This is a genomic window from Aeromonas sp. 2692-1, assembly GCF_013085505.1.
In the GTDB taxonomy this organism is placed as follows: Bacteria; Pseudomonadota; Gammaproteobacteria; order Enterobacterales; family Aeromonadaceae; genus Aeromonas; species Aeromonas hydrophila.
Genome location: NZ_CP038513.1, coordinates 4,588,471 through 4,614,970 on the forward strand (window position 1 = coordinate 4,588,471; position 26,500 = coordinate 4,614,970).

Genomic DNA, 26,500 nt, shown 5'->3' on the forward strand with positions numbered 1-26,500 from the left:
GCCATAACAACAGGAAATCATCATGCGCAAAACCGGCGTGGCACTCGCCCTCTCCACCCTCTTCTGGTTCCACTCGGCCATGGCGGCCCCTCTGATCTTCCCGGACGATCCGACCCTCACCGACGGCCAGCACTCCCCTGCCCTCGATCGCAGTTTCCAGCTGGCCCAGGACGATCTGGGCAACCGGATCCACCAGCTCCACCTGCCCCTCCAGACCGAACCGGAACTGGTGGCGGAGCTGGAGCAGATCGGCAGGGAGCAGGGCTTTTCGGTCAGCACCCACGCTGACATGTACACCTGGACCGAGGACAACATGTGGCTGTCGCGCGATGGCGCCCTCATCTTCCGCCCCGGGCGCCGCTGGCCGACAAGGATAGCTACCACGCCTTCGTCACCGCCCTGACCGGGCAGAGCCCGGAGGCCGAGCAGGAGGGCCATCACAGCCTCGGCAGCCAGGATTCCCAGGGGCTGGATGATTACATGCTCTCCCAGGCCAACACCTTCGCCGAGGCGCAGGGGCGCGAGCTCATCCCCACCTTCTCCATCATCGATGGCGGCAACATGCTGACCGGCCAGCGGGCCGACGGCACCCCCTATGCCCTGATCGGCCGCGATGCCCTGCTGCAGACCACCCTGCACCACAGCCGGCTGGACAGTGAGCGCATCGCCGCCCTGCAGGAGAAGATGGAGCGCGACGGCGAGTTTCGGCTGCACCTGAACGAAGAGGAGTGGCTGGGCAGCCCCTATACCTTCCAGAAGGGCCATGACACCGAGGTGGACCTCATCCTGCTGGAGGCCGCCAACCTGCTGCCGCAGGGGCTGAATGAGCCACAGCGTCACGCCTTTGCCAGGACCGCGCGCGCCAAGGCCGAGCTCGCCAAGTACGAAGTGGATGGGTCAACCCGGGAGGCGGCGGGGCAGCGGATGTTTCTGAGCCCGCAGCAAGGGGAACGGATTGCCGAGCGCTATCGCGCCATCCATGGCCAACCGCTGCCGGCCTCCTTCGATCTGCTGACCCGCCTCAAGCAGGAGTACGCCAGCCTGGTGGTGACCGCCGAGCTTCACTCCGAGTTCGGCGATGAGCAGATAGCCCAGGCGCTGCCGACGCTGGCGGCCGATGCCGCCACTCTGGCCCGGCTGGGTCACATGTTGCAGGCAGGCGGCTACCAGCGAACAGCGCTGGCTGGCGCCGACAAGATCACCAGACCCGCCGCTTCCTCGCCATGATGGCCATCAGCCAGCGCCTGATGGCGCAGGATCTCAAGGTGGCCGAACGGGATCTGGTGATCCTGGCCCAGCCCGGTTTCCACCTCGACATGGCCATGCGCCCGCTGGCCGACGGTCGCATCTTGCTGAACGATCATGCAGCCAGCGCAGCGCTGATCGAACAGGTGCTGGCCGAGGCCGGCAGCCTGAGCGAGAGCGAGCGGCAAGCACTTCGCCAGAGCGTGACCGACCTGCGCCAGCAGAGCGAACGCTGGCACAAGATCCACGCCCTCATCCGCCAGCAGTTGAGCGATGCCGGCCTGACCCCCATCGCCACCCCCGGCGTGTTCAGCGTGGGCAAGCGGCCGGTGAACTGGATGAACGGCATCATGGGTACCCGCCAGCAGCCCTTCTACATCACCAATGCCGCCAGCATCGTCCCCCTCAATCAGGCATTCGCCGCCTGGCTGCAACGCGAGGTGGCCGGGCTCACCCCCTATTTCGTGGGTCAGGCTGCCAGCAACAAACGGGAGGAGTTCAACCAGGCAGAAGCCCTGCTGCGCGGCAGCGGCGGGCTGGATTGCATCACCCAGCACCACGAGTAGGGCTACCCCCCTCGCACGGGCCGGCAATGCATCTGACTGGCCCATTCCCCGAGGCCAGGTGCAAGGGAAATAGTGGTGGCAGAGAGCCGCCAAGGCGATTCAAAAGGGCTCCTTTGGGAGCCCTTTTTATGGCTGATGTGAAAGGCCCTCCCGCACCATGACCCTGTCATCCCGGCCATGAAACACTCTCGTGTCGCCCGACGGCGCAAATTAATTTGCCGCTTGATTATTTATTGACGGGGCCGGATCGACCCGTTTTGCGGCCGATCCAGTTAATCGAATTACCCTCAACAACCATCCCGCCCGACCATCTTTCGGCTTGCTCCCATCACCGGCGGTGGGCCGCCATCCCGCGCCGCCGCTGCCTTCGGCCTGATTATTTATCCCGTTTGTTCCGCGTTTATTTCCACTCTTACTATGGCGACGACCTATCCATGGCCGGCTGATCGCAGCCGTCATTCAAACTGGCATAGCAAGTGGGCAATTCATGATCACCACAGACGGAAACAACGCGGTCGCCTCGGTGGCCTACCGCACCAGCGAAGTCATCGCCATCTATCCCATCACCCCCAGCTCCAGCATGGCGGAGCAGGCATCGGCCTGGTCGAGCGAGCGGGGCCTGAACCTGTGGGGCGACGTGCCGCGCGTGGTCGAGATGCAGTCGGAAGGGGGCGCCATCGCCGCCGTCCACGGCGCGCTGCAGACCGGGGCGCTGGCGACCTCGTTTACCTCGTCCCAGGGACTGCTGCTGATGATCCCCAACCTCTACAAGTTGGCGGGCCAGCTCATCCCCTTCGTGCTGCACGTGGCGGCGCGCACCGTGGCGACCCATGCCCTGTCGATTTTCGGCGATCACTCCGACGTGATGGCGGTGCGCCAGACCGGTTGCGCCCTGCTCTGCGCCAGCAATGTGCAAGAGGCCCAGGACTTCTCCCTGATCGCTCAGGTAGCCAGCCTCAACAGCCGACTGCCCTTCATCCACTTCTTCGACGGCTTTCGCACCTCCCATGAGATCACCAAGATAGTGCCGCTCGATGACGACATCCTGCGCGCCCTGCTGCCGGCCGAGGCGATCCGTGCCCATCGGGAGCGGGCGCTGACCCCCGACAAACCGGTCATTCGCGGCACCGCCGCCAACCCGGACACCTATTTCCAGTGCCGGGAGGCCACCAACCCCTGGTATGACGATGCGTATCGCCATGTGAGCGAGGCGATGGACGCCTTCGGTGAACGCACCGGCCGCCACTACCGGCCATTCGAATATGTGGGTCACCCAGAGGCCGAGCGGGTATTGGTGCTGATGGGTTCCGCCATCGGCACCTGCGAGGAGGTGATCACGCGGCTGATTGCACAGGGCGAGAAGGTGGGGCTGGTGAAGGTACGGCTCTACCGCCCCTTCTCGGCCGCGCACCTGCTGGCGGTCATTCCGCAGAGCGCCCGCAAGATAGCGGTGCTGGATCGCACCAAGGAACCGGGCGCCCTGGCCGAGCCCCTCTATCTGGACGTGATGAGCGCGCTGGCCGAGGCGGTCAGCCGTGGGGATCGCGCCAGCCTGCCGCGGGTCATTGGCGGGCGCTACGGCCTCTCCTCCAAGGAGTTCAACCCGGCCTGCGTGCAGGCCATCTTCGATGAGCTGGCGCTGGATAACCCACGGCCGCGCTTCACCGTCGGCATCTTCGACGACGTCACCGGCCTCTCCCTGCCGCTGCCGGCCCTCGATTATTCGAGCCCAGGCCTTGGCAACCAGCACAAGCTGGAGGCACTGTTCTACGGCCTTGGCAGCGACGGCACAGTATCGGCGGCCAAGAACAGCATCAAGATCCTCGGCAACCACACCGACCTCTACCCCCAGGGCTACTTCGTCTACGACTCCAAGAAGGCGGGTGGGCTCACCGTCTCCCACCTGCGGGTCGGCGAGCGGCCGCTGCAGTCGGCCTACCTGGTGGACGAGGCGGACTTCATCGGCTGCCACCAGTGGCAGTTCATCGACATGTACCAGATGGCCGAGCGGCTGAGGACCGACGGCATCTTCCTGCTCAACAGCCCCTACGACGCCGGGCAGATCTGGCAGCGGCTGCCCCAGGAGGTGCAACAGGCCCTGCTCCAGAAGCGTGCGCGCCTCTATACCATCAACGCCGCCAAAATTGCCCGCGAGTGCCAGCTAGGCAATCGCATCAATACCGTGATGCAGATGGCCTTCTTCCAGCTCACCGCCATCATACCGCCGGCAGAGGCGACCGAGCTGCTGCGCCAGACCATCGCATCGAGCTATGGCAGCAAGGGGCAGACACTGGTGGAGCGCAACTGGCAGGCCCTGGCCGCTACCTGCGAGGCCCTCGTGCAGGTGCCGCTGCAGGCACTTGACCCCGCCAGCCACCAGCGCCCGCCCGTGGTATCGGCCAAGGCCCCCGACTTCGTGCAGACCGTCACCGCCGCCATGCTGGCGGGGCTGGGTGACAGCCTGCCGGTCTCCGCCTTCCCGCCGGACGGCACCTGGCCGGTGGGCACCACCCGCTGGGAGAAGCGCAACATCGCCAAGGAGGTGCCCATCTGGCAGGCAGACCTCTGCACCCAGTGCAACTACTGCGTGGCGGCCTGCCCCCACTCCGCCATCCGTGCCAAGGTAGTGGACAAAGCGTCGCTGGAAGGGGCCCCCGCCACCCTGGATGCACTGGATGTGAAGGCCCGCGACATGCGCGGCCAGCAATACGTACTGCAGGTAGCGCCTGAGGATTGCACCGGCTGCAACCTCTGCGTCGAGGTGTGCCCTGCCAAGGATCGCACCGAGCCGAGCCGCAAGGCGATCAACATGGAGTCCAGGCTGGATCACCTCGAGGCCCAGAAGGCCAACTACGACTTCTTCCTGGACTTGCCAGAGCGCACTGCCGAGCAGCTGGAGCGCATCGACATCCGCACCTCCCAGCTCATCTCGCCGCTGTTCGAATACTCGGGCGCCTGCTCCGGCTGCGGCGAGACCCCCTACATCAAGCTGCTGACCCAGCTCTACGGGGACAGACTACTCATCGCCAACGCCACCGGTTGCTCCTCCATCTATGGCGGCAACCTGCCCAGCACCCCCTACACCACCAATGCGGACGGGCGCGGACCGGCCTGGGCCAACTCCTTGTTCGAGGACAACGCCGAGTTTGGCTTGGGCTTTCGGCTCACCGTGGATCAGCATCGCGAGCGGGTACGCCGCCTGCTGGCGAGCCTGGGGGACGCCGTCCCGGCCGAACTGCAACAAGGGCTGCAAGATGCCAGCCTGCCGGTCTCCGAGCAGCGCGCCCATATCGAGCAGCTGCGCGACCTGCTGCAGGGGCGCACCGATGCCGCGGCCCAGGAGCTGGCCCGTGATGCGGACTACCTGGTGGAGAAATCGGTCTGGCTCATCGGCGGCGACGGCTGGGCCTACGACATCGGCTACGGCGGGCTGGATCACGTGCTGAGCCTGGGGGAGAACATCAACGTGCTGGTGCTCGATACCCAGTGCTACTCCAACACCGGCGGCCAGCAGTCCAAGGCCACCCCGCTCGGCGCCATCACCAAGTTTGGCGAGCAGGGCAAGCGCAAGGGGCGCAAGGATCTTGGCGCCAACGTGATGATGTACGGTCACGTCTACGTGGCGCAGATCTCCCTTGGCGCCCAGATGAACCAGACGGTGAAGGCGATTCAGGAGGCCGAAGCCTACCCGGGCCCGTCGCTCATCATCGCCTACAGCCCCTGCGAGGAGCACGGCTACGATCTGGCCCAGAGCCACGAGCAGATGAAGCAGCTAACCGCCACCGGCTTCTGGCCGCTCTACCGCTACGATCCGCGCCGCAGCGAGGAGGGCAAGGCGCCGCTGGCGCTGGACTCCCGGGCCCCCAGCGCATCGCTGGCCGAGACCCTGCAGCAGGAGCCCCGCTTCAAGCGACTGGAACGCCAGTTGCCGGAAATCGCCAGCCAGCTCTATCGGGAGGCGGAGCTGGACGCCAACCGCCGCTTCGCCTGGCTGAGCCAGCTGGCCGGCAAGGAGGCGCCAGCCCAGGAGTAGCAACGCAAATCCACCAATGTATGGACTCTAGTGAATTGATCACTGGGAATGGTTAGGGAATAAATGGGATCTTGAGGGAATAGATGGGATCGAGAAACCAGAAGAGACGCGGCCTGTAGAGCGATCAAAACTCTGCAGGCCGTTTTCGTTGGTACTGATCCACAAAATGATCAACGGATCCGAAAGCGGCGAAAAATCGCGATTGAATTGATCAATGTAGATTTGATAACGCGCCGTTTAAACCGGCTTTAAATCTGCTTCATCACTCTCCAACGTCGTGGGAGATATGGACGACCTGCCCGATCACTTCGAAGGTGTGCTGCTCGTCCTTCGGAACCTCGATCTCTTTGTACAGCGAGTTATCGCTGATGAGCAGCCAAGCGTGCGGCAGCACCTGCAGGCGCTTGACCCAGAGCTGGTCATCATTGCGCACTACGTAGATGTGGCCATCAACTGGGCGCGTTCTACCCAGGTGGACTACCAGAGTATCGTTGTTACTGATGGTAGGCTCCATGCTGTCGCCCTTGCTCCAGACGATCACCAGCTCCTTCTCATTAAATCCACGCCATTTCAGCCATTTCCTGCGAAAGGCCAAGTGACGATATGGCTCTGTCTCTCCCTGAGACAATGCGCCGTGGCCTGCTGACACCTGCACCCGATAGCCAGGTATCAATGCAAACTCATCCAGAAACACATCAGAGACAACGTACTTTGCAACGCTCTCTTGTACCCCTGACTCTTCACCAATGAGCCACGCCATCTTGCGATCTGAGGTAATCGCTATCTTGTTGAGCCTGTCCAGGGTCGGATAGCTGGATCCCTTCAAATAATCCCTCAAGGTGGCCTCAGATAATCCACATTTGCGCGAAAAACTGCGCACCGTTTCCTCTCCGATGGCCTCTTTCAACCTGTCTCTGAAAAGAATTATTCGCGCCTCATCAAAAATTCCTTGCGCATTTTTCTCACCCCACTGGGATTTTTCTTCGTAAGTATCTGATTTCATTTTGAATCTCGTGCCTGCTTATCTGCGCAATTAACTTTGTAAAAATTCGCACCCTACTTGATTTGCGAATTTTTCTGATCAATGATGTGTTACACGTCCACGTAGCGCTAGAAAGTTGCGCGATGGTGTAGTTTTCTGAGGGTATCAAAATGATCAACGGCAATACAGACTGGCATAGCGCTGATGTGAAATGCGCTCTGGCAAAAGCAGGTACGAATCTGGCGAAGTTGGCCAGAGAGCATGACCTTGCACCTTCCACTCTCCGAAATGTCTTCCGCTTCAGATGCCCGAAATACGAGCGCATTGTCGCTTCGGCTATAGGCACCACCCCTGACCAAATCTGGCCATCCCGTTACGAAAGCAAGTGCGCGTAAAGGAGATCGCTATGGAATGGGTAACCGCAAAAGACTGCGTCGGTCTCGCCGTGATGCCGACAGATGTTCACAAATCAAGAGCCAAGCTGGATCGGCTTTGTTCAGGCGACCTGGACAAGAAGCGCAAGAAGGCTGGTTCCAAAGCGTTCGAGTACCACATCAGCATCCTGCCGCCGGTCGTTCAAGCCGCCCTGCTGCGCAAGGCCGGCAAGGTGGTGGTCGGCGGCATGACGCTGGATCTGCCAAAGCCACAAGCGCCGCGCTACTGCAAAGAGCAGCTGTGGGCCAACTGGAAGAAGGCCAACGACAAGGCCCACGCCAAGGCCATGGCCCGTGCTGCTGCCGTTAAGGCGGTGCATGCGCTGGTTGCCAGTGGCAGCACCTTGATGCAGGCCTACCAGCATATTTCTGATGAGTTCGACATCGCGCTGCCGACCCTGCGCCGCTATTGCGCCATGGTAAAAGGCTTCGACGACAGCGACTGGCTGGCTGTGTTGCTGCCAAAACACCAGCAATCAGCGACTGAAAATCGTGCAGGGAAACTGGCACCGGTAAGCGCCCTGGCCTGGGAGGTATTCAAGGCAGACTACCTGCGCCGCGAACGGCCAACTGCCGCCGCCTGTTACGAACGTCTGAAATTGACAGCCCGTGAGCGTGATCTGGTCGTGCCGAGCCTCGACAGCCTGATGCGCCGCATGGATATGGAAGTGCCCCACGCCCAGCAGGTGATGCTGCGCGAAGGTGAGCATGCGCTGATGCAGCTCTACCCACCGCAGGAGCGCACCATCGAAGGGCTGGATGCCATGGAGTGGATCAACGGCGACGGCTACCTGCACAACGTCTTCGTGAAGTGGTTCAACGGCGAAGTGATCCGCCCCAAGACCTGGTTCTGGCAAGACATCTACAGCCGCAAGATCGTGGGCTGGCGCACCGACATCAGCGAGAACACAGACAGCATTCGCCTGTCCCTGATGGACGTGTGCAGCCAATACGGCATCCCGCGCGAGATCACCATCGATAACACCCGCGCCGCCGCCAACAAATGGATGACCGGTGGTGTGCCGAACCGCTACCGCTTCAAGGTCAAGCCGGATGAGCCCATGGGCATGATCCCCATGCTTGGCATCAAGCTGCACTGGTCCAGCGTGCTGCTGGGCAAGGGGCACGGTCAGGCCAAGCCGATTGAACGCGCCTTCGGTGTGGGCGGCCTAGACGAAATCATCGACAAGCATCCCGCGCTGGCAGGTTGCTACACCGGCCCAAACCCCATGGCCAAGCCAGACAATTATGGTGAACGGGCGGTAGATGCAGCCGAGTTCCTGCGCGTAGTGGCCGAAGGCGTGGCTATCTACAACGGCAAGCTGGGTCGCCAGACCGAAGCCTGCCGGGGCGTGATGAGCTTTGATCAGGCCTTCGAGCAGAGCTATGCCCAGGCCACCATCCGCAAGGCCAGCAGCGAACAGCTCACCATGCTGCTGCTGCAGGCAGAGGCAACCCGCGTCAGCCAGCACGGCACCATCCGGCTCGAAGCCGGCGGCGCCATCGCCAGCCGCAGCAACCGTTATTACCACGCCGATCTGGCCGAGTACGCCGGGCAGAAAGTAGTGGCACGGTTCGACCCGCAGCGCCTGCATGAAGCGGTGATCGTCACCACCCTCAACGGCCTGCATATCTGCGAAGCGGAGTGCCTGGAGAAAGTGGCCTTTGGCGATACCCAGCAGGCCCGCGAGCACAAGCGCAAACGCACCCAGCACACCAAGGCCGTCAAGGCTGCCGCGCTGGCCCAGCAAAGCATGTCTGCGCTGGAGGCCGCCGCCCTGCTGCCCAGCGTCAGCGACGAACCGGCTCCCGAGACCAAGGTGGTCGAAATGGTGCGCCCCGTTTCCCTCGGCAATGCCGCGCTCGCAGTCCAGCCAGCGCCGGCCATGGCCACCCAACAACAGTCAGAAGCTGCACCAGTCATCGACTACGAGGCCCGCTATCAAGCGAGCGTCGCGAAGATGGCCGAACAGATGAAGAAAAACAGCCTTTAACCGGCATTTAACCAAGAAAAAAGCGGCCTTTTGGGGCCGCCTGAAAGGAGTAGTTCAACATGTCAAACGTAGTCACTCTCGAACAAAACAGCAACCAGGAAGTGGTGGCACGGGTCAAGGCCCTGCTGGAACAGAGCGTGGTGACCCAGGCGCAGATCGCCAAAGAGATCGGCGTCTCCGGCTCGACCGTCAACCAGCTGCTGAACGGCAACTACAAGGCCGATCCGACCGCCATGATCCAGAAGCTGGCCAACTGGCTGACCGCCCGTGAACAGCGCGCCGATGCCCCCCGCGATCCCGGCTTTGTGATGACCGAAACAGCCAAGCAGATCATGGCCGACATGGGATATGCGCTGACCACCCAGAGCATCGTCATCATTCACGGCATATCTGGCGTGGGCAAGACCACCGCCCTGCGCGAGTTCCAGCGCAACAACAACAACGTCTGGGTGATCACCACCAGTCCGAGTCGCGCCACCATGACCGAATGCCTCTACGAGTTGGCTATGGAGCTGGGTATGGACAACGCCCCGCGCCTGCGTGGCCCCCTGGCCCGCGCCCTGCGCCGTCGCCTGCGCAACACCAAGGGGCTGATCGTGGTGGACGAAGCGGACCACGTAGACCGCCCCACCCTGGAAGAGCTGCGCATCCTGGCTGAAGAGGTCGAAGTGGGCCTGGTGCTGGTCGGCAACAGCCGGGTGTACACCCAGCTCACTGGAGGACCACGCTCGGAAGACTTCGCCCGCCTGTTTTCCCGCATCGCCATGAAGCGCGCCCTTACCAAGGCCAAGAAGGCCGATGTGCTCGCCTTTGCCAGTGCCTGGAACATCACCGGCGCGGCCGAGCTGGATCTGCTGCTGCGCATCAGCGAACGCCCTGGGGCCCTGCGCCTGGTCAGCAAGAACCTGAAACTCGCGGTGATGTACTCGGGCGGTGAACCGCTGACCGAGCAGATCCTGCTGCACACCTTCAACAAGCTGGAGGGGGAGTAAGCCATGAAGAACTTCCACAGCTTTGCCTATGCCAGCGGCCATATCGGGTTCGGTGATGAAACTCCGGATGATGCCCTGCCTATCTACTGCGTGGTGGATGCCTCAACTGCCGAAGTGGAGCGCCTCAAGGAGAGCGTCGGGGTGCTGGCCCGCCATGCATACGACAACAAAACCTTGCTGGTCCCCGGCATCCCGGAAGCGGAAGACATGAACGCAGCCTATGACGCGCTCATCAAGTTCAACTGCCGCGTGAAGCACCACATGGAGAGCGTGTGATGAATGCCAAGCCGCAACCAGATACCTGCTATGTCGTCGTCAACAACTGGACCCACATCCATCTGCTGAGCGGCCGCTATGGGGTGATGGTGGATAGCAATAACGGTGAGGTGACCATGCAAGACAACACCGGCCGTCAGGAGATTTTTGAGCAAGACCGGCTGCACCTCACCTGGGCGCCGCTGAACCGTGATTCACAAGGAGAGAACGCATGAACATTCGCACCAACAGCATCGGCGTCATCGCCCAGCGTGTCATCGCCACACTGCGCAAGAACGGCTGCCAAGTGTTGGCCGTGAAGGCAGCCCAGGTACGCCCGATGATCGAGATCGCTTACCCCACCGACGAGCTGAAACAGGGGGCTATCGAGCTGAACGAGCAGGTCAACGGGCTGCGCCGCCGTGCCTACGCCGCCCGCCTCGGCGGTTGCATCGTCCACTGGCATGACGAGCCGAGCCGCGACGACTTCGAACTGACCGGCAACATGACCGCCGTCGAGTACCTGCACCACCGCGCTGCCGGTTTCCCCGCTTAATAGGAGCAAACAGCAATGACTATCGCCACTGATAACAAGACCGAAAACCTGCGCAAAAACGCCCTTGGCCACTTCGTACCGGAGTCCCTGATCGCCCCGCTCGATCTGCTGCGCGATGATCTGGTGACTCGCCTGTGCACCGACGCGCACGAAGAGAAGCTGCGCCTGCTGGCCCGCAAGGCCAGCATCGCCCAGGAGATTGAATCCTTCATGGATCTGTCTGCCGCCGAATACGGCGTGCAGTACGGTGGCACCAAGGGCAACGTCACCCTCACCAGTTTTGATGGCCGCTTCCAGGTGGTGCGGGCCATCGGCGAACACCGCAAGTTTGACGAGCGCCTGCAGACCGCCAAGACCCTGATCGACGGCTGCATCGGCCGCTGGAGCGAGGGCAGCAGCAACGAGATCCGCGCCCTGGTGGATCATGCCTTCCGCGTCAACAAGGGCGGCCATGTTGACGTCAACCAAGTGCTCTCCCTGCGCAAGCTGGACATTCAGGATGCCAAATGGAAGGAGGCCATGCAGGCCATCGCCGACGCCATCACCGTGGTAGGCAAGGCCGAGTACATCCGGTTCTACGAGAAGACCGGTACCGGGGCCTACAAGGCCATCGTCATCGACTGGTCGAAGCTGTGAGGCCCGCCATGAAGATGACCACCATGACCCCAGAGTTTCTGCAGCAGCTGATGCTGGCCACCCTGCTGGCTGACCGCTGCGACGAGAACGGCACCGACTATGAGGAATCCACCTACGAGCATGGCGTGCGTGATGCCCTGCAGTGGGTGGCAGGACTGATGGATGCCACGCCGCACAACGCGGACGAATACAAAGACCTGTCCATGCCGCTTGCCGCTGCAGAAGAGTATCTGGCCGACCGTGGCGGCATGGAGCTGCTGCGGGTATGGACCGAAGTGAACATGCCCAGTGACCGCAAGATTGTTGACCCCAACAACCCTGTGGCTCAACTGATGCGCACCGTTGAAAGCGCCTTAGACGATGGAGTTTGAAACCCGCTATGGCCCGCTGTACGTCACCCGCCACGCCATCGAGCGCTGGGTGCAACGTACCGGCCGCAGCGAACTGGAGATGCTGGGCGCCCTGTCACGGGCTTGGCGCCCAAGCAAACGCCAGCTGCGGCGGATCCGGCAGCGCGAGGCGGGATGGAGCCCGCGCCGGAACCTCGAATGTGACGATGCCTACTTCATCTTGAAGAACGGCTCCATCGTCACCGTGTACGACAAGCAACAAACCCGATTTGAACAGGAGTTACACCATGGCTAATGCAGTGTTGAAGGGCGACGAGATCGCCCGCAATCCGAACGGTTATCTGGCGCTGGCTACCCGCGCCGCCGAGTTCGAGCGTGAGGGGCGCTATATCATCGCCCTGGATCTGTGGGTGATGGCAAAGAAGGCGGCCAAGAACATCACCAACCAGCACTGGGCCCAGTCCCGCATAGACCTGTGCATGACCTGCATCCACCGTTTCGGCAAGCGGGAGGCGTGATGAGCGACAAACGCATTCTGGCCAAGATAAAGAAGCTGATGGCCATGGTGGAGCGGGGCAACCAGCACGAATCCGCCAACGCGATGAAGAAGGTGCAGGCACTGATGGCCGAGCATCAGCTCTCCAGCGAAGACGTTGCCCTGAGTGGCATCGACGCCAACAAGGTGAAGGCTGCCAACAACAGCGAACGCCAGCCGAAATGGAGTCTCTTGCTGGTCAGTCTGGTGCGCCAAGCGTTCGGGGTCGAAGCGATCATGTGCCATGAGCAACTGACATGGGGGCGCAACACCGCCGAGGTGATGTTCATCGGCCCAGCGGAGCGGGTTGAGATCGCAGGCTACGTCTACACCGTGCTGGCTAGCCAGCTCAAGGCAGCCAGAGCCGAGTACATCAGCAGCCTGAGCAAGCGCATGAAGACCAGCACCAAGACGGCCCGCGCCGATCTGTTCTGCGAGGGCTGGTGCAACGGGGTGTATCACAAGATCACCGCCCTGGTGCCGACCGAGCAGGAAAGCCAGCTGGTTGCCCAGTACATCGAGAAGCATCACCCGAACCTTAGCGCAGGTGAGAGCCGCGCTGCCAAGGCGACTAAGCGCGATCAGTCCGCGTCGCTGCATGGCTGGATTGCCGCGAAGCAGGTGGAGCTGAATGCCGGTGTCGGCGGCCAGGAACAAGCCAAGCTGGGGGCCGCATGAACGGCGAAGCCGCCTTCTGGGTGCTGGTCAATGTGATGGCCCTGTCCTATGGGGCCTTTGTCGCCGGTCTGTTCACCGGCCTGTTCCTGGTCAACTGAGGTACCCGATATGTCGAACGTGAAATACCTGCTCAATACCAGCGTGGACGATGGCAAAAGCACCCTTGAATGCCAGCTGCGCAGCAACCCGCAGCAGGCGCTGACCGATGCACAACTGGCCATCGACTTCATCAACCAGTACGGCCAAGCCGCGAAGCACCGCTCCCGCCTGGCCATGCTGACCACCATCGTCAACAAGGCGCGTAAGGCGCTGAGAAAGTAAGCGAAACGGGGGCCTTCCCCCGTCTGCTCAGCGTGGTGGCTGGGCACTGATGAGCAGCCAATTTAGTGACGGAGGATATATGAGTGCATCAATGAAACAGATGGTTCAGCACCATCGCAGAAGCCTGAAGGCAATGCAGAAAAAGGTTATGGAAATGTCAGATTTTTGGATTGATGAGGATGAATGCAATAGAGCTTTCCTGGAGGAACTTAGCCAGAAAATTGAGCAGACAGCAAAGGACCTGGCAGTGGAGTAATAGCGAAACGGGGGCTCGCCCCCGTCTGCCCAGCGTGGTGGCTGGGCACTGATGAGCAGCCGACCGGGCCCGGTCATAACCCACTCACGATACGCGAGGACGCTATGACCCGAAATGTGCTGAACAACCTGTTAAACCGGCTCTATGGCGAGATGGCCATCGCGCTGGAATGGAAAGAGAAGCTGGTGCTGCAGCGCCGGTTTACTGCCCTGTCACGGGGCGCAAGGAAGTACCACGCCAACGACATTGCCGTTGATGCCCTGCGCGGCGCCGAGCAGTTGCTGGCAGAGCTGGAGGCCGATCGCCTGCAGTGGGATGGCAAGGGGGCCGTATGCACGGTGAATACACGCCACTGATGAAGCCTGGTGCACTGGCCAAGCGGCTGGCCTCTGGCAAGGCGAGGCTGGACCCCGAGATGGGGTTGGAAAAGCTCTGCAGCGGTTGCAACGAATACTGGCCGCAAGATACCGCCTTCTGGTCAGTGTGGAACCACGTCTACTCACTAGACGGCCTGCAGCACTACTGCAAAGCCTGTGAAGCGGAAAAAGCCGCTCAGCGCAAACAGAGGAAAGCCGCATGAAGCTGACCGCCTACCAACGCCGCCAGGTGGATTACGTAAAAGCGAACCACCCTTGCTACTCCAAGAGAAAGACCAAGGGGATGAAAAAGCGGGATCTGGCCGAGCTGGAGCGTCAAGCCGATGTGGCCGCCATGACCTGGCTTGATCGCACTGTGCCCCGCTGGCGCGAGGGAAAACCGCCAAAGACCAACAAAATTTACGTCGCCGCGCTCTCAGTGAGCGATGCGGATGAGGAGCAAGACAATGACGAATAAACACAGCTTGGAAGCAATGGCACAGAAGATTAAGCAGGTTCCTGATTACCGCCACAAGAGCGCGGCCATGCTGGCCGAGGCATTGGGAGAGTGTTCTGAACGGCAGATGCTGAGGTGGATCCGAACCTTGATTGATAAAGGGCTGATCGAGCCACGTTCTCTGATAACGTATGACGGGCTGATGACGGTTCGCCGCATTCAGCGTTATCTGGAGCAGAACCAAGGCACCGTTTATATCGGGATGCTGGCGAAAGAGGTATATGGCGCCGGCAACAACTACTCATGGTTGCGCTGGCTTATTGAAAAGGCCGTGGCAGAGGGCTTCGAGCTGGATGTCTCGCGCATCAGTAGTGAGACCATCCCCAAACAGCTGCGGGTCAAGCGCCGAGAGGTAGAGGGTAAGCCCCGTTTTGTGAGCATGGCTGATATCGATGCCGATCACCGCCATGCCTGGATTGCACTGATGCAGTCATGGTATCACCTCAAGCCACGTCAGGAGGTATCCCATGCAGCCTGATACCAAACGTCTGCTGAAACTGGTGCAAGTCGGCCGCCGTGAGCTGGGGCTGGATGAAGAGGAATATCGCGCCCTGCTGGAGCAGGTCACCGGCGCCCGCTCTGCCAAGGGCATGAGCGCCAGCAAGCTGGAAGCCGTCATCACCGCCATGAAGGGGCTGGGGTTCAAGGTCAAGGGGGGCGCTCAGGTTGCCGGGCGTCGCTCCCCGCCCAGTTCGGCCAAGGTGCAAGCGCCGGAGGTGCGCAAGCTGAGGGCCATCTGGATCACCATGAAGCAGGACGGCCTGCTGCATGACGGTTCTGAAGATGCTCTTGGCAGCTTTATCCGCCGCATGACGGCCAGCGCCAACGGCGGCGTGGGCATCAGTCGGGCTGAATGGCTTACCTCGGCGCAGGCCGAGCGGGTGCTGGAGGCGTTGAAGAAGTGGCATATTCGCCTGATGACCGATGCCATCCTCGCCCGAGGTGAATCGGTACCGGAAACCCTGAGCCACCGGCAAGATGCCATGCCGGGGTATGACCTGATCCGCGATGCCTATGAGAACCCCGGCCAACGGCCGCCGAGGATAATGGTTCTAGATGGAAACAAGACCATAGACGAATTGAACAACAAGGCCCAATAATGGGTCTTTATTTTGGAGGTGTTATGACGTTATTGATCGGTTTGGTGGTGCTGGCCTGTGCGGTCTGGGTGCTGTTCGATTCACACAACAAGGGGGCGCGTAATCCTGCTGGATGGGCAGTGTTCGTGGCGGTTATCTGGATCATCGCTTTCCCTTTCTACCTCTACAAGCGCAACAAGTTGGAGCCTGCTGCCCAAGCGCCGGCACCGAGCAATCGCTGGATTGGCTTGGCTGTAGTCGTAGTATTGGTCGGTGGCATGACTTTTAACTCAATGCGACAAGAGGCTTTGCCTGCATGTGATGCGCCGGAGGTCATGCAGGTACTTGGCAAATTGCTGAATGGCGCGGCAGTCGCTAACCCTGCCCAACGGCCTGAAAGTGCAGACTATGGTGCTATGCGGCTATGCCATGCCACGGTATCAGAGAGAATCTTGCCTTACCGCATTACCTGGTACAGCGATGACAGGGTGCAGTTTATCGTCAACCTGGAGTAGTAGCCCTACAATTGGGCGACCAGATCCACTGCGTTATCATGATGACACCCAGCCAAGCTGGGTGTTGTTTTATCTGGCGCTCGGAGGCGATATGAAAGAGACACACGACAAGCAGACCATTGACCTGTTTGGCATCGGCGTTGACCTGAATGCCATCGATCCAGAAACCTATCGCATGCTGAGTGACGAGACCGCACCAGGATGGAGCGAACAATTGCGCGGCATGTTCGATACCATTGAATCAGTGGTAGACAAGCATCGCGATGACAAGATGCTGCCTTTCATCATGCTCTCCGAGTTCTGCCGTACCTTTGGCGGAGCCCCCTTCTATGTACCGAATGGCAAGACGCTGGCGACCGTGCTGCGCTCGATCCAGATATGGAAGGAATTCACCGGTAACAACGTGTTCGAGCTGTCGCGTAAATTCGGTGTTTCAACCCGTGAGATTCAATTCGTATTGGCCAGGATGCGCCGATCTGAAATGCGGAAAATACAGGGAGATATGTTTGCAGGTCTGGATGCGGTAGCTGATGGACATGGCCGCAGAAATGGCAGAGCCTATTAATCAGTAATAATAATCACGAAGTAAGCGGCCCAAGTGGCCGCTTTGTTTTATAGAGAAGTCCGTCTCTACAATGACGGATTTAATAAAAAGCACACTCGACATATTAACCGCGAGGTGGATATGTCGAACGTCATTCAATTCTCACAGCCATATAGCTTGGCATTTCAGCACGCGATCCAATTCGTGCTGGATAAAGAAGGTGGCCTGCGCCCGGATATGGGGTATGTCAACGACCCCAAAGACAGGGGCGGTGAAACCAAAGCCGGCATCAGCAAGCGAGCCTATCCCAACGAAGATATCAAGAACCTGACCCTCGATCGGGCCATCTTCCTCTACCACCGCGATTACTGGCGGCAAGCCTATTGTGCCGAACTGCCGGCCGGCATCTCCCTGGCCGTGTTCGATGGCGCAGTTCAGCACGGCTGGCTCAGCTCGGTGAAGATGCTGCAGGAAGTCATGGGCGTGAAGGATGACGGCATCATCGGTCCCAAGACCAAGGCGGCCATCGTTGCGATGGACCCCGAGTGGGTACTGGCCCGCCTGCTGCTGCGCCGAGCCCGCTTCTATGGCCGGATCCTGCTCAAGAACCCGTCTCAAGGCCGCTTCTTCGAAGGCTGGCATAACCGCCTGGCGCATCTATCCGATGCCTGCTGGCAGGTGGTTGAAGGTAGCGCCAATCCTGACTATCGCAAGGTGGCCTGATATGGGCCGCAACTGGCAGTGGAGTTTTGACCATGGCCGCAACAAGCGGCTGGAACTGGAGCGGGCCATGGCAGAACAGGGCGTGGCCGAGTGCGACATCGATCGTACCGTCCCGCTGCATAGCCGCGATGGCACCATGCAAAGCCAGTTCGCCAAGGGCTGGTGCTCCGTGACCCCCGCCGAGATCTACGCCGCCCGGAATCGTCACCGTTTCAAAATACTCACGACCTGCAACGACAAGGTGGCGGTGCACTGCGCCAATTTGCGGGCCCTCTTCAAAAAGGATGAATCCTCATGCCATTCCCGTTAATCCCCGCCCTGGCCGCGTTGGCGGTGCAGCAGGGGCCCGCCTTGATCAGGGGTGTTTCCGGCCTGTTTGGCGGCAGCGATACCGCCAACAAGGTGGCCGACATGGTCGAGCAGGTCTCCGGCATCGGCCTGACCGCCGCCCAGCAGCAAGCCAGCATCGAAGAACAGCTCGGCCGCATCACCGATCCGACTGCGCTGGTCGAGCTGCAAAAGCTCAAGAACGAGTTGGAGAAAGAGCAGACCCGCCGCCAGGAGCTGCAGCTGGCAGACAGCCAGGCCGAGCAGGCCACTACCCAGCAGACCATCCGGGAAGGGGATGGCAACAAGGATGAGTACGTGCGCCACACCCGCCCGCTGATGGCGCGTCAGAGCTGGCAGGTATCGGCCATTTACGTGGTGCTGTTCAGCGTGCTCAAAGCGTTTGGTTATGGCGATGGCCCTGATTTTGACATGGTGCTGTTGCTGCTGACCCCGGCCTGGGCCTATCTCGGCCTGCGCACCCTCGACGGCTTCGCCCCCCATCCCAAGGCCAGCGGCCAGAAGGTTGGCGCCGTCATCACCAGCACCGTCTCCAACCTGCTGACGAGGGCCAAATGACCGACCTGTTTGACCGTGCCCAACAACAAGAACAAGAGAGTCGCGACAGAGCCATCGCCAACCAGCTGGCCAGACGCGGTACCGAAACCCCAGACCAGGACGCTGCCGGCAACCGCTTCTGCCTGAGCTGTGGGGAGCAGATTGCCAGTGAGCGGCTGGAGGCAGCGCCAGACGCCGTGCGCTGCGTCCCCTGTCAGAGCTGGAGCGAAAGCATGGGGAGGCATCGCCATGGAGTTTGACTGGATCCCGAAGTGGTGGGGAGTCATCACCACCGGGGTGGCGATACTGGCCACCATCGTCATGTTGTGGCTAAGCAAGACCTTTGCCCGCCGCGAAGAACTGAAAGAAGTGAGCACTGCCATGGACGAGCTGACCACCCGCGTTACCAGCCTCGAAAGTCGCGTCGACAATCTGCCGACCCAGGAGCAGTTCTATGAGCTGGGCATTCAGCTCGAAGGGTTGCGGGGTGACATCAAGGCCCTCACCGCCCAGCTCAAGCCCACCAATCACCAGATCAACCTGCTGCTCGAACAGCGTTTAAACGAGAAATAAACGGGGGTTATATGACGTCGATGAGAGAATTTGTGGTGTCGGATCAGCGCCTGCTGATCCTGCGCAGCTTGCGGGAAATGGCCGGCTACTCGGCCAACGAATCGATCCTGGATTCGTGCCTGGAAGAGTATGGCCACAGCTGCAGCCGCGATGTGGTGCGTAACCATATCCGCTGGCTGGAGGAGCAGGGCCTGCTGACGGTGGATGAAGTGGGCAAGACCCTGGTGGCCAAGCTGACCGGCCGGGGTGACGACGTGGCCACTGGCCAGACCGTGGTCGATGGCGTCAAGAAACCGCGTCCGGTGTGACCATGAGGGAGCTACTGATGAAGATGAAAAGCGCCCTGGTGGGGCTGATGCTGGGTGGCCTGAGCGCCATGACGATCCGTGACTGGCCCACGCTGGTATCCCCGTCTATCGAGACCCTCATCCGGCAGGTGGAACGCGCCAGCCGCTACCGCCCCGCCTTCAACGGTGGGCTGCCGTCCGTCAAGCGGGCCCAACGTCTGGCCAAGGCTAAGCGGGCAACCCGCCGCGCTCGCCGGTTGGGCCACGCATGAAAGGCCGCCTGCTGGATATCGCCGCCATGATGGTGACCGGCTATCTGCTGACGCTGGTCATGCTCGGTGATCCCGTCTCTGCGCTCTGGGGTTGCACAGCCCCGCTCGTTGACAAGCTGCTGGGGTAACCATGACCACTAAGACCAAGAACACCAAGAGCAAGATCCAGCAGCTGCCGGAGGATATCCGCAGCCAACTGGCGGCCATGCTGCGCTCTGGCTCCATGTCACAGAAGGCCATCCTGGAAGAGGTGAACCAGCTCATCCTGGAAGCTGGCCTGCCGCCGGAAGAGCAGATCAGCCGCACCGGGTTGAACCGTTACTTCAAGCGGATGGAAGAGGCCGGCAGCCGCATGGCACAGGCCCGCGAAGTGGCCGAGGTGTGGACGGCCAGGCTCGGTCAGGCCCCCACCTCCGAGCTGGGCAAGATGCTGCAGGAGTTCGTGCGCACCATGGCATTCGAAACCTCCATGAAGATGATGGACGCCAGCGAAGGCGAAGACGGCAAGATGATCGACCCAAAATCGCTGGGGCAACTCGCCCTGGTGATCCAGCGCGTCGAAGCCGCCGCCATGACCAGCCACAAGGTCGAGAAGGAGATCCGCGCCGCGTTCGCCGCCGAGGCCGCCACCGCTGCAGAGAAGATTGTGAAGTCGGCAGGGCTGACCGCAGAGACCGCTGCCGAGATCCGGCGCCAGATTTTGGGGATTGCGTGATGGACTACAAGCACCTTACCCAATCAGAAAATCAGCTCGTTAACCAGTCAGCGGCCGCCATTATCGGCGGCCAGTTCGATCCAGGTGAAGTGCTGCTGCCCTATCAGAAACGCTGGATTGCTGATGAGGCAAAAATCAAGATTGCCGAGAAGTCACGGCGAACTGGCCTTACCTGGGCAGAGGCGGCTGATGCCGCGCTCAATGGCTCCATGTCTACCGCCGCTGGCGGTTGCGATACCTTCTATGTCGGCACCACCAAGGATATGGCCCGCGAGTTTATCGATGCTTGTTCGATGTGGGCCAAGGCCTATGACTATGCGGCCAGCGAGATTGGCGAAGAGGTACTGGTCGATGAAGACAAAGACATCCTGGTCTATGTCATCAACTTCGCCAGCGGCTTCAAGATCAAGGCGCTCAGCTCGAACCCCAGCAACTTGCGGGGGATGCAGGGCAACGTGGTGATCGATGAGGCAGCCTTCCATAAAGACCTCGCCGCCATCCAGAAAGCCGCCAACGCCTTGACCATGTGGGGCAGCAAGGTGCGGATGATCTCGACCCATAATGGCATCGAGAACCTCTTCAATACCCTGATCACCGAAACCCGTGCAGGCAAACGGCCAAGCTACTCCATCCACCGTATTGATATCGGAACCGCCTGTAAGGAAGGACTTTACAAGCGGATCTGTCAGGTCAAGAAGAAGGAAGAGTGGAGCGAAGAGGGCGAGCGCAAGTGGCTGCAAGAGCTGCTTTCAGACTGCGCCACCGAAGAGGACGCGCGGGAGGAATACTACTGCGAGCCCAAGAGCGGCGGTGGTGCCTACCTGCCCCGTGGACTGCGGGAACGGGCCTGCCGGGTAGATGGGCCTGTGCTGCGTTTTACCGGCTCGGACGCCTTCAACCGTGCCGGTGAATCGGAGCGCAACGCCGAGATGAAGGAGTGGCTGGAGGCCGAAGTCTTCCCCGAGCTGATGAAGCTGGATCGCAGTCATCGCCACGCCCTGGGAGAAGACTTCGCCCGCTCGGGTGACCTGACGGTGTTCGCCCCCATTGAGGTGATGCCGGATACCCGCCGCCGGGTACCGTTCACCGTCGAGCTCAAGAACACCCCGTTCAAACAGCAGGAGCAGGCGCTCTATTTCATCTGCGATCGCCTGCCGCGCCGGGATGGCGTCTGGCTCGATGCCCGTGGCAACGGCCAGTACCTGGCCGAACAGGCCGCCTATCGCTACGGCCAAGAGGTGGTGCAGGTGATGCTGTCGGTCGGCTTCTACCGCGAGAACATGCCGCGCTTCAAGGCAGCGTTTGAAGATGACGAGCTGGAGCTACCGCGCCACGAAGACATCATCACCGACCTGGGACAGATCCAGATCTACCGGGGCACCCCCGGCATCGACGACAGCCGCACCCAGGGCAGTGATGGCAACAAGCGCCACGGAGACTCGGCGGTGGCCATCTTCCTGGCCTATCTGGCCAGCCTGGCAGAGAACCATATCTACGAACTGCACCGCATCGCCAAGGTGGGTGCCCCCCAGAAAGACCAGGACGGACAGCGGCAGATGGCCCTGACCCGTGGCCTGCGTAACGGAGGCGGATTACTGTGACCACGATTGTTGATAGCCGGGGCAACCCCATCAAACCCGACAAGCCGGCGCTCGGTGAAGATATCGCGCTGGCCCACACCACCAGCGTGCGCAACCCGCGCCCCAACAGCGTGGCCAGCACCATAACCCCCCAGCGTCTGGCTGGCCTGCTGCGCTCGGTGGTCGATGGCAACAACCCCCAGGATTACATGACCCTGGCCGAAGAGATTGAAGAGCGGGATCTCCATTACGCATCCGTGCTGCGTACCCGCAAGCTGGCCGTGGCGGCCTTGCCACCCACGGTCGAAGCCGCCAGTGATGATGCCTTCGACAAGAAGCTGGCCGACGAAGTGCGCCTGCTGATGGAGAGCGACCAGATCCCAGAGCTGTTCTTCGACCTGCTCGATGGCCTTGGCAAGGGTATGGGGGTGTGCCAGATCCTGTGGGACACCAGCGTCACCCCCTGGGTGCCGAAGGATTACAAGTGGGTCGACCCCCGCTATCTGCGGCCAGATGCCGAGACCCTGAGCAAGATCCTGCTTATCAGTGACGATGCCCCCCAGGGCAAGCCGCTGGAGCCATACAAGTTCATCGTGCACTTGCCGCGCACCAAGTCTGGCAGCATCTGGCGCAACGGCCTGACCCGCCTTTGCGCCGTGATGTACATGCTGAAAAGCTTCACGGTGCGGGACTGGTGGGCGTTTGCCGAGGTGTTTGGCATCCCCATTCGGGTGGGCAAGTACGGGGCCAACGCGACCCATGAGCAAATCGCCACCCTCAAGAACGCCATCGCCACCATCGCCAGCGACGCTGGTGCGGTGATCCCCGACAGCATGATGGTCGAGCTGGTCGAAACGGCGAAGGGCAACGGCGGCGATACCCTGTTCGAGAACATGGCCCGCTGGGCAGACGAGCAGACCAGCAAGGCGGTGCTGGGTCAGACCATGACCACCGACGATGGCAGCAGCCGCGCCCAGGCCACGGTGCATAACGAGGTGCGGCTGGACATCGCCAAGTGGGATGCCCGTCAGCTGGAATCCACCATCAACGAGTACCTGGTCAAGCCGTTCATCGTGCTGAACTGGGGCGTGCAGACGGTATACCCGCGCGTCTGCATCCGGGTGCCGGAGCCGGAAGACCTCAAGATGATGGTCGATAGCCTGATGCCGCTGATTGACCGTGGCATGAAGGTGAGCGAGAGCGCCATGCAAGACAAGTTCGGCCTGGGGGCGCCCAAGCCGAATGAAGTCACCTTGCAACCGCTGAGTGCCATGCAGGTGCAGGCCGTGCAGCCGCTGGCCATGAACAGACAGCAACAACGTCTGGCCATCAACCGGATCCAGCAGCCAAGCGAGCAGGTCATCGACCAGCTGACCGAGGAGGGGATGAGCGATTGGGTCGAGGTGGGCGGCGAGGACTTCATGAACCCGATCATCGAGCTGGCCAAGACTGCGACCAGTTTTGAGGAGTTCAACGCGGGCCTGCTGACTCTGCAGGAGACCCTGAGCGCCGAGCAGTTCACCCAGCAGCTGGCCGACTACACCTTCCGCCTGCGTGGCATGGGGGATGTGCAAGATGCCTGAGCCCAAGGCCTCGGCCTTTCCGCCCAAAGAGGCGCTGGACTGGTTCAAGAAAAAGGGGCTGCAGCCCGGCTTTGACTATCGCGACGTGTGGAAGGAAGAGCATGCCAACGCCTTCACCGTGGCCAAGATGCTCAACGCCGATCTGCTGGTCGAAGTGCGGGCCCTGGTCGAGCAGGCGCTGGAGCAGGGGCAGACCTATCAGCAGTTCGCCGCCGCCATCAAGCCGCTGCTGGTCAAATCCGGGTGGTGGGGCATCCAGCAGATGGACGACCCTGCAACCGGCGAAACCAAGCAGGTGCAGCTCGGCAGCGAGGGGCGCATCAAGACCATCTACCGCACCAACATGCGCACCGCCCGCGCTGCTGGCCAGTGGCAGCGCATCGAGCGCACCAAGCGGGCCATGCCCTACCTGGTTTATCAGCTTGGCCCCGCCCGCGAGCACCGCGCCCTGCATGTGAGCTGGAACGGCATCACCCTGCCGGTGGACGATCCCTGGTGGCAAACCCATATGCCGCCGAACGGTTGGGGATGTCACTGCTGGGTGCGCCAGATCAGCAAGTTCGAATACGCCAAGCTCGAAGGCACCCAGGGCTATCAGTTCGCCGCCCCGAACGATGGCAACCGGGAATGGGTGAACAAGCGCACTGGGGAAGTGGAGGTGCTCCCGAGCGGTATCGAGCCGGGGTGGAACTACAATCCAGGCAAGGCCCGACAGCAAGCCCTGAAAGCAGACTTGGCAGCCAAAGAACAAACCCTTCGTCAAACGCTCTCAGCGCCGCTGTGAGCGTTTTTGGCTACCAGCGCATGACTGTGAAGTCCACCGCTCAATCTGACGCGATTTAAAGGGTGTTTAAAGATGGTTGTAGTGGGTGTCGAACCTGCAATTTCGCTTCATCATCCAATGTGACGCTTCTCCCCGTTCGCGATCCTGTGTACCCTGTTGATGTCCGGTCATCATCCTGACGTCTCTGCCAGCGCTTCCTCTCCCTGCTGGTGAACTGCCTCCCTCTGCCATCCCGTCCCATCCATTCACAGCGAAAACCGTCATTACACTCGCCGGGGCTCACTCCCGCATCATCGATTCGTCTACACAACTTGTTCATTCAACCCACTCAGCCACCTGGCGGGAGGTTGTTATGTGACGGAGCGATCATGTCCAAGACCTATCTTGCCCTCTGCTTTGACCTCTCTCGCCAAACCGTGCGTGAAGAAAAGGTCTGGCTGCCATTGATCCCCCCTGGGGTGTTCGGCGGCAATGATGGGCGTACCTGGAACAACAGCAACCCGGATGCCGTGGTGGCCTCGTTCACCAAGAAGCGTCCGTTCGACGTTGAGCACGCCACCCACATCAAAGGCCCCAAGGGCGAGAAAGCCCCGGCCGTTGGCTGGATCCTCGCCCTGCAGAACATCGGCGGCGAAGTGTGGGGCATGGTGGACTGGAACAGCGAAGGGCGCGAGATGCTGGAGAAGAAGGAATACGCCTTCTACTCCCCGGCCTTCACCTTCGACGACGCCGGCACCGTGCTGAGCATCGCCAGCGTTGGCCTGACCAACGAGCCAAACCTCGATCAACTCCCTGCCCTGAACCGTGAGGAAACTCCAATGCCCTTGCCCGTTGAACTGACCCAGGCCCTGGGTCTGGGTGCTGATGCGGATACCGCGTCCGCGCTCACCGCCATCAATACCCTCAAGGCCGATCATCAGCTGGCCCTGAACCGTGCAGCTGCCGGCCCTGACCTGAACAAGTTCGTCCCGAAAGAGACCTACGAGCTGGCCCTGAACCGCGCCACCACCGCCGAGGACAAGGTGAAAGAAGCTGACGACGCCAAGCTGGGCGCCATGGTCGATGACGCCATCGCCGCCGGCAAGATCGCCCCGGCCAACAAAGAGATGTTCCTGGGCATGTGCCGCCAGGAAGGTGGGATCGAGCAGTTCAAGAAGTTCGTCGAGGCCGCGCCGGTCATCGCCGATGCCAGCCAGGTGACCACTACCACCCAGCAAAACAACGGGGCCCTGAGTACCGACGAATTGGCTCTGTGCCGCAAGATGGGCCAAAAGCCCGAAGAATTCCTGGCTGCCAAGCAAGCCATGAAAGCCAAACAAGGGGAGTAATCCATCATGGCATTTACCGAAGCGCAAATTCTGGAGGCGCTGACCGTCTCCATGTCCGCCTCTTATACCCGTGGTCTGGGTGCGATTACCCCGCAATGGAATCGCGTGGCCACTCAGGTGCCGAGCGCTGGCAGTTCCAATTTCTATGGTTGGCTGAAAGACTTGCCCGCGATCCAGGAATGGCTGACCACTCGCCAACTGGTTGAAGTCGGCAGCCATGGCTATCAGATCCTCAACAAGACCTTCGAATCCTCCATCGTCATCAAGCGTGAAGACGTGGAAGACGACCAGATCGGCAAGTATTCGGTCATCTCCGAAAACTTCGGCCGTGAAGCGGCGCTGTTCCCCGACAAGAACGTCTATGCCCTGCTGGCGGCGGGTTTCACTACCCTCTGCTATGACGGCCAATATTTCTTCGACACCGACCACCCGCTGGATACCACCCAAGCCACCACCTTCTCCAACGTGGTGGGTAACCCTGGTACTGATACCGGTTCCCCGTGGTTCGTCATCGATGACATGCAGGTGGTCAAGCCCATTGTGTTCCAGGAACGTCGTGCCTTCGACTTCCAGACCATGAATGCAACCAGCGAATACACCTGGTTCAACAACAAGTTCGCGGCGGGTGTTGACGGTCGCCATGGCTATGGCTTCGGCTTCCCGCAGACCGCCATCGGCTCCAAGGCAGCGCTGGATGAAGCGAACTTCGAAGCGGCCAAGACCAAGCTGGCCAGCATGAAGAAGTCCAATGGCACCCCCATCGGCACCATGGCCCGTGTGCTGGTCGTCGGCCCGAGCAACGAAGCGGCAGCCCGCAAGCTGATCAAGCGTGAGTTCCTCGATAACGGTCAGAGCAACATCTACTTCAACAACGTCGAGATCGTGGTCAGCCCGTATCTGGTGTGACCGGTCATCTGATGTAACCA

General features: G+C 60.9%; 36 protein-coding genes, 2 other RNA genes and 1 pseudogene. 38 read left to right on the forward strand and 1 reads right to left on the reverse strand.

What is annotated here, in order from left to right; genetic code table 11:
* Positions 1–22 precede the first annotated feature (22 nt).
* Positions 23–1,811 (forward strand): annotated as a pseudogene (locus E5E97_RS23790) (hypothetical protein).
* Positions 1,812–2,298: 487 nt separating this feature from the next.
* Positions 2,299–5,844 (forward strand): pyruvate:ferredoxin (flavodoxin) oxidoreductase, encoded by a 3,546-nt coding sequence (gene nifJ / locus E5E97_RS21290; protein ID WP_171281009.1) that lies wholly within the window; start codon positions 2,299–2,301, stop codon positions 5,842–5,844.
* Positions 5,845–6,106: 262 nt separating this feature from the next.
* Here the strand turns inward: nifJ and E5E97_RS21295 are convergent, their stop codons facing one another.
* Positions 6,107–6,847: an XRE family transcriptional regulator gene (locus E5E97_RS21295; protein ID WP_171281010.1), complete on the reverse strand. Its 741-nt coding sequence runs from the start codon at positions 6,845–6,847 to the stop codon at positions 6,107–6,109.
* Positions 6,848–6,996: 149 nt separating this feature from the next.
* On the opposite strand from E5E97_RS21295, the gene E5E97_RS21300 reads away from it, so the two are divergent.
* The 36 genes from E5E97_RS21300 to E5E97_RS21470 all read left to right on the forward strand — a co-directional run bounded on the left by E5E97_RS21300 (position 6,997) and on the right by E5E97_RS21470 (position 26,480).
* Positions 6,997–7,221 carry a helix-turn-helix domain-containing protein gene (locus E5E97_RS21300; protein WP_103259275.1) on the forward strand — a complete coding sequence of 75 codons (225 nt, stop codon included), beginning with the start codon at positions 6,997–6,999 and terminating at the stop codon, positions 7,219–7,221.
* An 11-nt stretch (positions 7,222–7,232) separates the two neighbouring features.
* Entirely contained in the window at positions 7,233–9,254 is a 2,022-nt protein-coding gene (locus E5E97_RS21305) for a transposase domain-containing protein (protein WP_171281011.1), read from the forward strand.
* Between the two features lie 59 nt (positions 9,255–9,313).
* Entirely contained in the window at positions 9,314–10,246 is a 933-nt protein-coding gene (locus E5E97_RS21310; protein ID WP_171281012.1) for an AAA family ATPase, read from the forward strand.
* 3 nt (positions 10,247–10,249) lie between these two features.
* Positions 10,250–10,522, forward strand: a complete 273-nt coding sequence (locus E5E97_RS21315) for a hypothetical protein (protein WP_171281013.1) — start codon at positions 10,250–10,252, stop codon at positions 10,520–10,522.
* Positions 10,522–10,737, forward strand: a complete 216-nt coding sequence (locus E5E97_RS21320; protein ID WP_171280854.1) for a hypothetical protein — start codon at positions 10,522–10,524, stop codon at positions 10,735–10,737. Before E5E97_RS21315 ends, E5E97_RS21320 begins: the two co-directional genes overlap by 1 nt.
* Positions 10,734–11,057 carry a hypothetical protein gene (locus E5E97_RS21325; protein WP_171281014.1) on the forward strand — a complete coding sequence of 108 codons (324 nt, stop codon included), beginning with the start codon at positions 10,734–10,736 and terminating at the stop codon, positions 11,055–11,057. The genes E5E97_RS21320 and E5E97_RS21325 overlap by 4 nt, the downstream gene beginning before the upstream one ends.
* A gap of 15 nt (positions 11,058–11,072) precedes the next feature.
* Positions 11,073–11,693 carry a DUF3164 family protein gene (locus E5E97_RS21330; protein WP_171281015.1) on the forward strand — a complete coding sequence of 207 codons (621 nt, stop codon included), beginning with the start codon at positions 11,073–11,075 and terminating at the stop codon, positions 11,691–11,693.
* 8 nt (positions 11,694–11,701) lie between these two features.
* A complete protein-coding gene (locus E5E97_RS21335; RefSeq protein WP_042007636.1) occupies positions 11,702–12,064 on the forward strand; it encodes a hypothetical protein in 363 nt (120 codons plus the stop codon).
* Positions 12,054–12,338, forward strand: coding sequence for a hypothetical protein (locus tag E5E97_RS21340; protein ID WP_171281016.1), 285 nt, complete (start codon positions 12,054–12,056; stop codon positions 12,336–12,338). Before E5E97_RS21335 ends, E5E97_RS21340 begins: the two co-directional genes overlap by 11 nt.
* Complete coding sequence (locus E5E97_RS21345) at positions 12,331–12,561, forward strand: ANR family transcriptional regulator (protein WP_171281017.1); 231 nt, start codon at positions 12,331–12,333, stop codon at positions 12,559–12,561. Before E5E97_RS21340 ends, E5E97_RS21345 begins: the two co-directional genes overlap by 8 nt.
* The gene (locus tag E5E97_RS21350) at positions 12,561–13,256 is read left to right on the forward strand and encodes a DUF2786 domain-containing protein (protein WP_171281018.1); all 696 of its coding nucleotides are present in this window, start codon (positions 12,561–12,563) and stop codon (positions 13,254–13,256) included. The genes E5E97_RS21345 and E5E97_RS21350 overlap by 1 nt, the downstream gene beginning before the upstream one ends.
* A 108-nt stretch (positions 13,257–13,364) precedes the next feature.
* The gene (locus E5E97_RS21355; protein ID WP_171281019.1) at positions 13,365–13,577 is read left to right on the forward strand and encodes a hypothetical protein; all 213 of its coding nucleotides are present in this window, start codon (positions 13,365–13,367) and stop codon (positions 13,575–13,577) included.
* Positions 13,576–13,640: hammerhead ribozyme type II (locus E5E97_RS21360), an RNA gene on the forward strand. The genes E5E97_RS21355 and E5E97_RS21360 overlap by 2 nt, the downstream gene beginning before the upstream one ends.
* Positions 13,641–13,656: 16 nt before the next feature.
* A complete protein-coding gene (locus tag E5E97_RS21365; RefSeq protein ID WP_171281020.1) occupies positions 13,657–13,833 on the forward strand; it encodes a hypothetical protein in 177 nt (58 codons plus the stop codon).
* Positions 13,834–13,898: hammerhead ribozyme type II (locus E5E97_RS21370), an RNA gene on the forward strand.
* A gap of 39 nt (positions 13,899–13,937) precedes the next feature.
* Positions 13,938–14,189: a hypothetical protein gene (locus E5E97_RS21375; RefSeq protein ID WP_171281021.1), complete on the forward strand. Its 252-nt coding sequence runs from the start codon at positions 13,938–13,940 to the stop codon at positions 14,187–14,189.
* Complete coding sequence (locus tag E5E97_RS21380; RefSeq protein ID WP_171281022.1) at positions 14,165–14,413, forward strand: hypothetical protein; 249 nt, start codon at positions 14,165–14,167, stop codon at positions 14,411–14,413. Before E5E97_RS21375 ends, E5E97_RS21380 begins: the two co-directional genes overlap by 25 nt.
* A complete protein-coding gene (locus E5E97_RS21385) occupies positions 14,410–14,667 on the forward strand; it encodes a hypothetical protein (RefSeq protein WP_171281023.1) in 258 nt (85 codons plus the stop codon). The genes E5E97_RS21380 and E5E97_RS21385 overlap by 4 nt, the downstream gene beginning before the upstream one ends.
* A complete protein-coding gene (locus E5E97_RS21390; RefSeq protein WP_171281024.1) occupies positions 14,657–15,184 on the forward strand; it encodes a hypothetical protein in 528 nt (175 codons plus the stop codon). The genes E5E97_RS21385 and E5E97_RS21390 overlap by 11 nt, the downstream gene beginning before the upstream one ends.
* The gene (locus E5E97_RS21395; protein WP_171281025.1) at positions 15,174–15,806 is read left to right on the forward strand and encodes a gp16 family protein; all 633 of its coding nucleotides are present in this window, start codon (positions 15,174–15,176) and stop codon (positions 15,804–15,806) included. The genes E5E97_RS21390 and E5E97_RS21395 overlap by 11 nt, the downstream gene beginning before the upstream one ends.
* Before the next feature lie 23 nt (positions 15,807–15,829).
* Positions 15,830–16,300, forward strand: a complete 471-nt coding sequence (locus tag E5E97_RS21400; protein ID WP_171281026.1) for a hypothetical protein — start codon at positions 15,830–15,832, stop codon at positions 16,298–16,300.
* 91 nt (positions 16,301–16,391) lie between these two features.
* Entirely contained in the window at positions 16,392–16,865 is a 474-nt protein-coding gene (locus tag E5E97_RS21405; RefSeq protein WP_171281027.1) for a Mor transcription activator family protein, read from the forward strand.
* A gap of 183 nt (positions 16,866–17,048) precedes the next feature.
* The gene (locus E5E97_RS21410) at positions 17,049–17,567 is read left to right on the forward strand and encodes a glycoside hydrolase family 108 protein (RefSeq protein WP_231555552.1); all 519 of its coding nucleotides are present in this window, start codon (positions 17,049–17,051) and stop codon (positions 17,565–17,567) included.
* Position 17,568: 1 nt separating this feature from the next.
* The gene (locus E5E97_RS21415) at positions 17,569–17,877 is read left to right on the forward strand and encodes a hypothetical protein (protein WP_042007617.1); all 309 of its coding nucleotides are present in this window, start codon (positions 17,569–17,571) and stop codon (positions 17,875–17,877) included.
* On the forward strand, positions 17,862–18,473 hold the full coding sequence (locus E5E97_RS21420) for a hypothetical protein (RefSeq protein WP_171281028.1): 612 nt from the start codon (positions 17,862–17,864) through the stop codon (positions 18,471–18,473). Before E5E97_RS21415 ends, E5E97_RS21420 begins: the two co-directional genes overlap by 16 nt.
* Positions 18,470–18,712: a TraR/DksA family transcriptional regulator gene (locus tag E5E97_RS21425; RefSeq protein WP_042007613.1), complete on the forward strand. Its 243-nt coding sequence runs from the start codon at positions 18,470–18,472 to the stop codon at positions 18,710–18,712. Before E5E97_RS21420 ends, E5E97_RS21425 begins: the two co-directional genes overlap by 4 nt.
* A complete protein-coding gene (locus E5E97_RS21430) occupies positions 18,702–19,025 on the forward strand; it encodes a DUF2730 family protein (protein WP_005301745.1) in 324 nt (107 codons plus the stop codon). Before E5E97_RS21425 ends, E5E97_RS21430 begins: the two co-directional genes overlap by 11 nt.
* Before the next feature lie 11 nt (positions 19,026–19,036).
* Positions 19,037–19,333 carry an ArsR family transcriptional regulator gene (locus tag E5E97_RS21435; protein ID WP_171281029.1) on the forward strand — a complete coding sequence of 99 codons (297 nt, stop codon included), beginning with the start codon at positions 19,037–19,039 and terminating at the stop codon, positions 19,331–19,333.
* Positions 19,334–19,350: 17 nt separating this feature from the next.
* Entirely contained in the window at positions 19,351–19,584 is a 234-nt protein-coding gene (locus tag E5E97_RS21440) for a hypothetical protein (protein ID WP_171281030.1), read from the forward strand.
* Positions 19,581–19,712: a hypothetical protein gene (locus tag E5E97_RS23730; protein ID WP_301270963.1), complete on the forward strand. Its 132-nt coding sequence runs from the start codon at positions 19,581–19,583 to the stop codon at positions 19,710–19,712. Before E5E97_RS21440 ends, E5E97_RS23730 begins: the two co-directional genes overlap by 4 nt.
* A gap of 2 nt (positions 19,713–19,714) precedes the next feature.
* Positions 19,715–20,299: a DUF3486 family protein gene (locus E5E97_RS21445; protein ID WP_171281031.1), complete on the forward strand. Its 585-nt coding sequence runs from the start codon at positions 19,715–19,717 to the stop codon at positions 20,297–20,299.
* Positions 20,299–21,900 carry a terminase family protein gene (locus tag E5E97_RS21450; protein WP_171281032.1) on the forward strand — a complete coding sequence of 534 codons (1,602 nt, stop codon included), beginning with the start codon at positions 20,299–20,301 and terminating at the stop codon, positions 21,898–21,900. The genes E5E97_RS21445 and E5E97_RS21450 overlap by 1 nt, the downstream gene beginning before the upstream one ends.
* Positions 21,897–23,462, forward strand: a complete 1,566-nt coding sequence (locus E5E97_RS21455) for a DUF935 domain-containing protein (protein ID WP_171281033.1) — start codon at positions 21,897–21,899, stop codon at positions 23,460–23,462. The genes E5E97_RS21450 and E5E97_RS21455 overlap by 4 nt, the downstream gene beginning before the upstream one ends.
* A complete protein-coding gene (locus E5E97_RS21460) occupies positions 23,455–24,246 on the forward strand; it encodes a phage minor head protein (protein WP_171281034.1) in 792 nt (263 codons plus the stop codon). The genes E5E97_RS21455 and E5E97_RS21460 overlap by 8 nt, the downstream gene beginning before the upstream one ends.
* Positions 24,247–24,614: 368 nt before the next feature.
* A complete protein-coding gene (locus tag E5E97_RS21465) occupies positions 24,615–25,574 on the forward strand; it encodes a phage protease (RefSeq protein ID WP_171281035.1) in 960 nt (319 codons plus the stop codon).
* Between the two features lie 6 nt (positions 25,575–25,580).
* Entirely contained in the window at positions 25,581–26,480 is a 900-nt protein-coding gene (locus E5E97_RS21470) for a Mu-like prophage major head subunit gpT family protein (protein ID WP_171281036.1), read from the forward strand.
* Positions 26,481–26,500 lie beyond the last annotated feature (20 nt).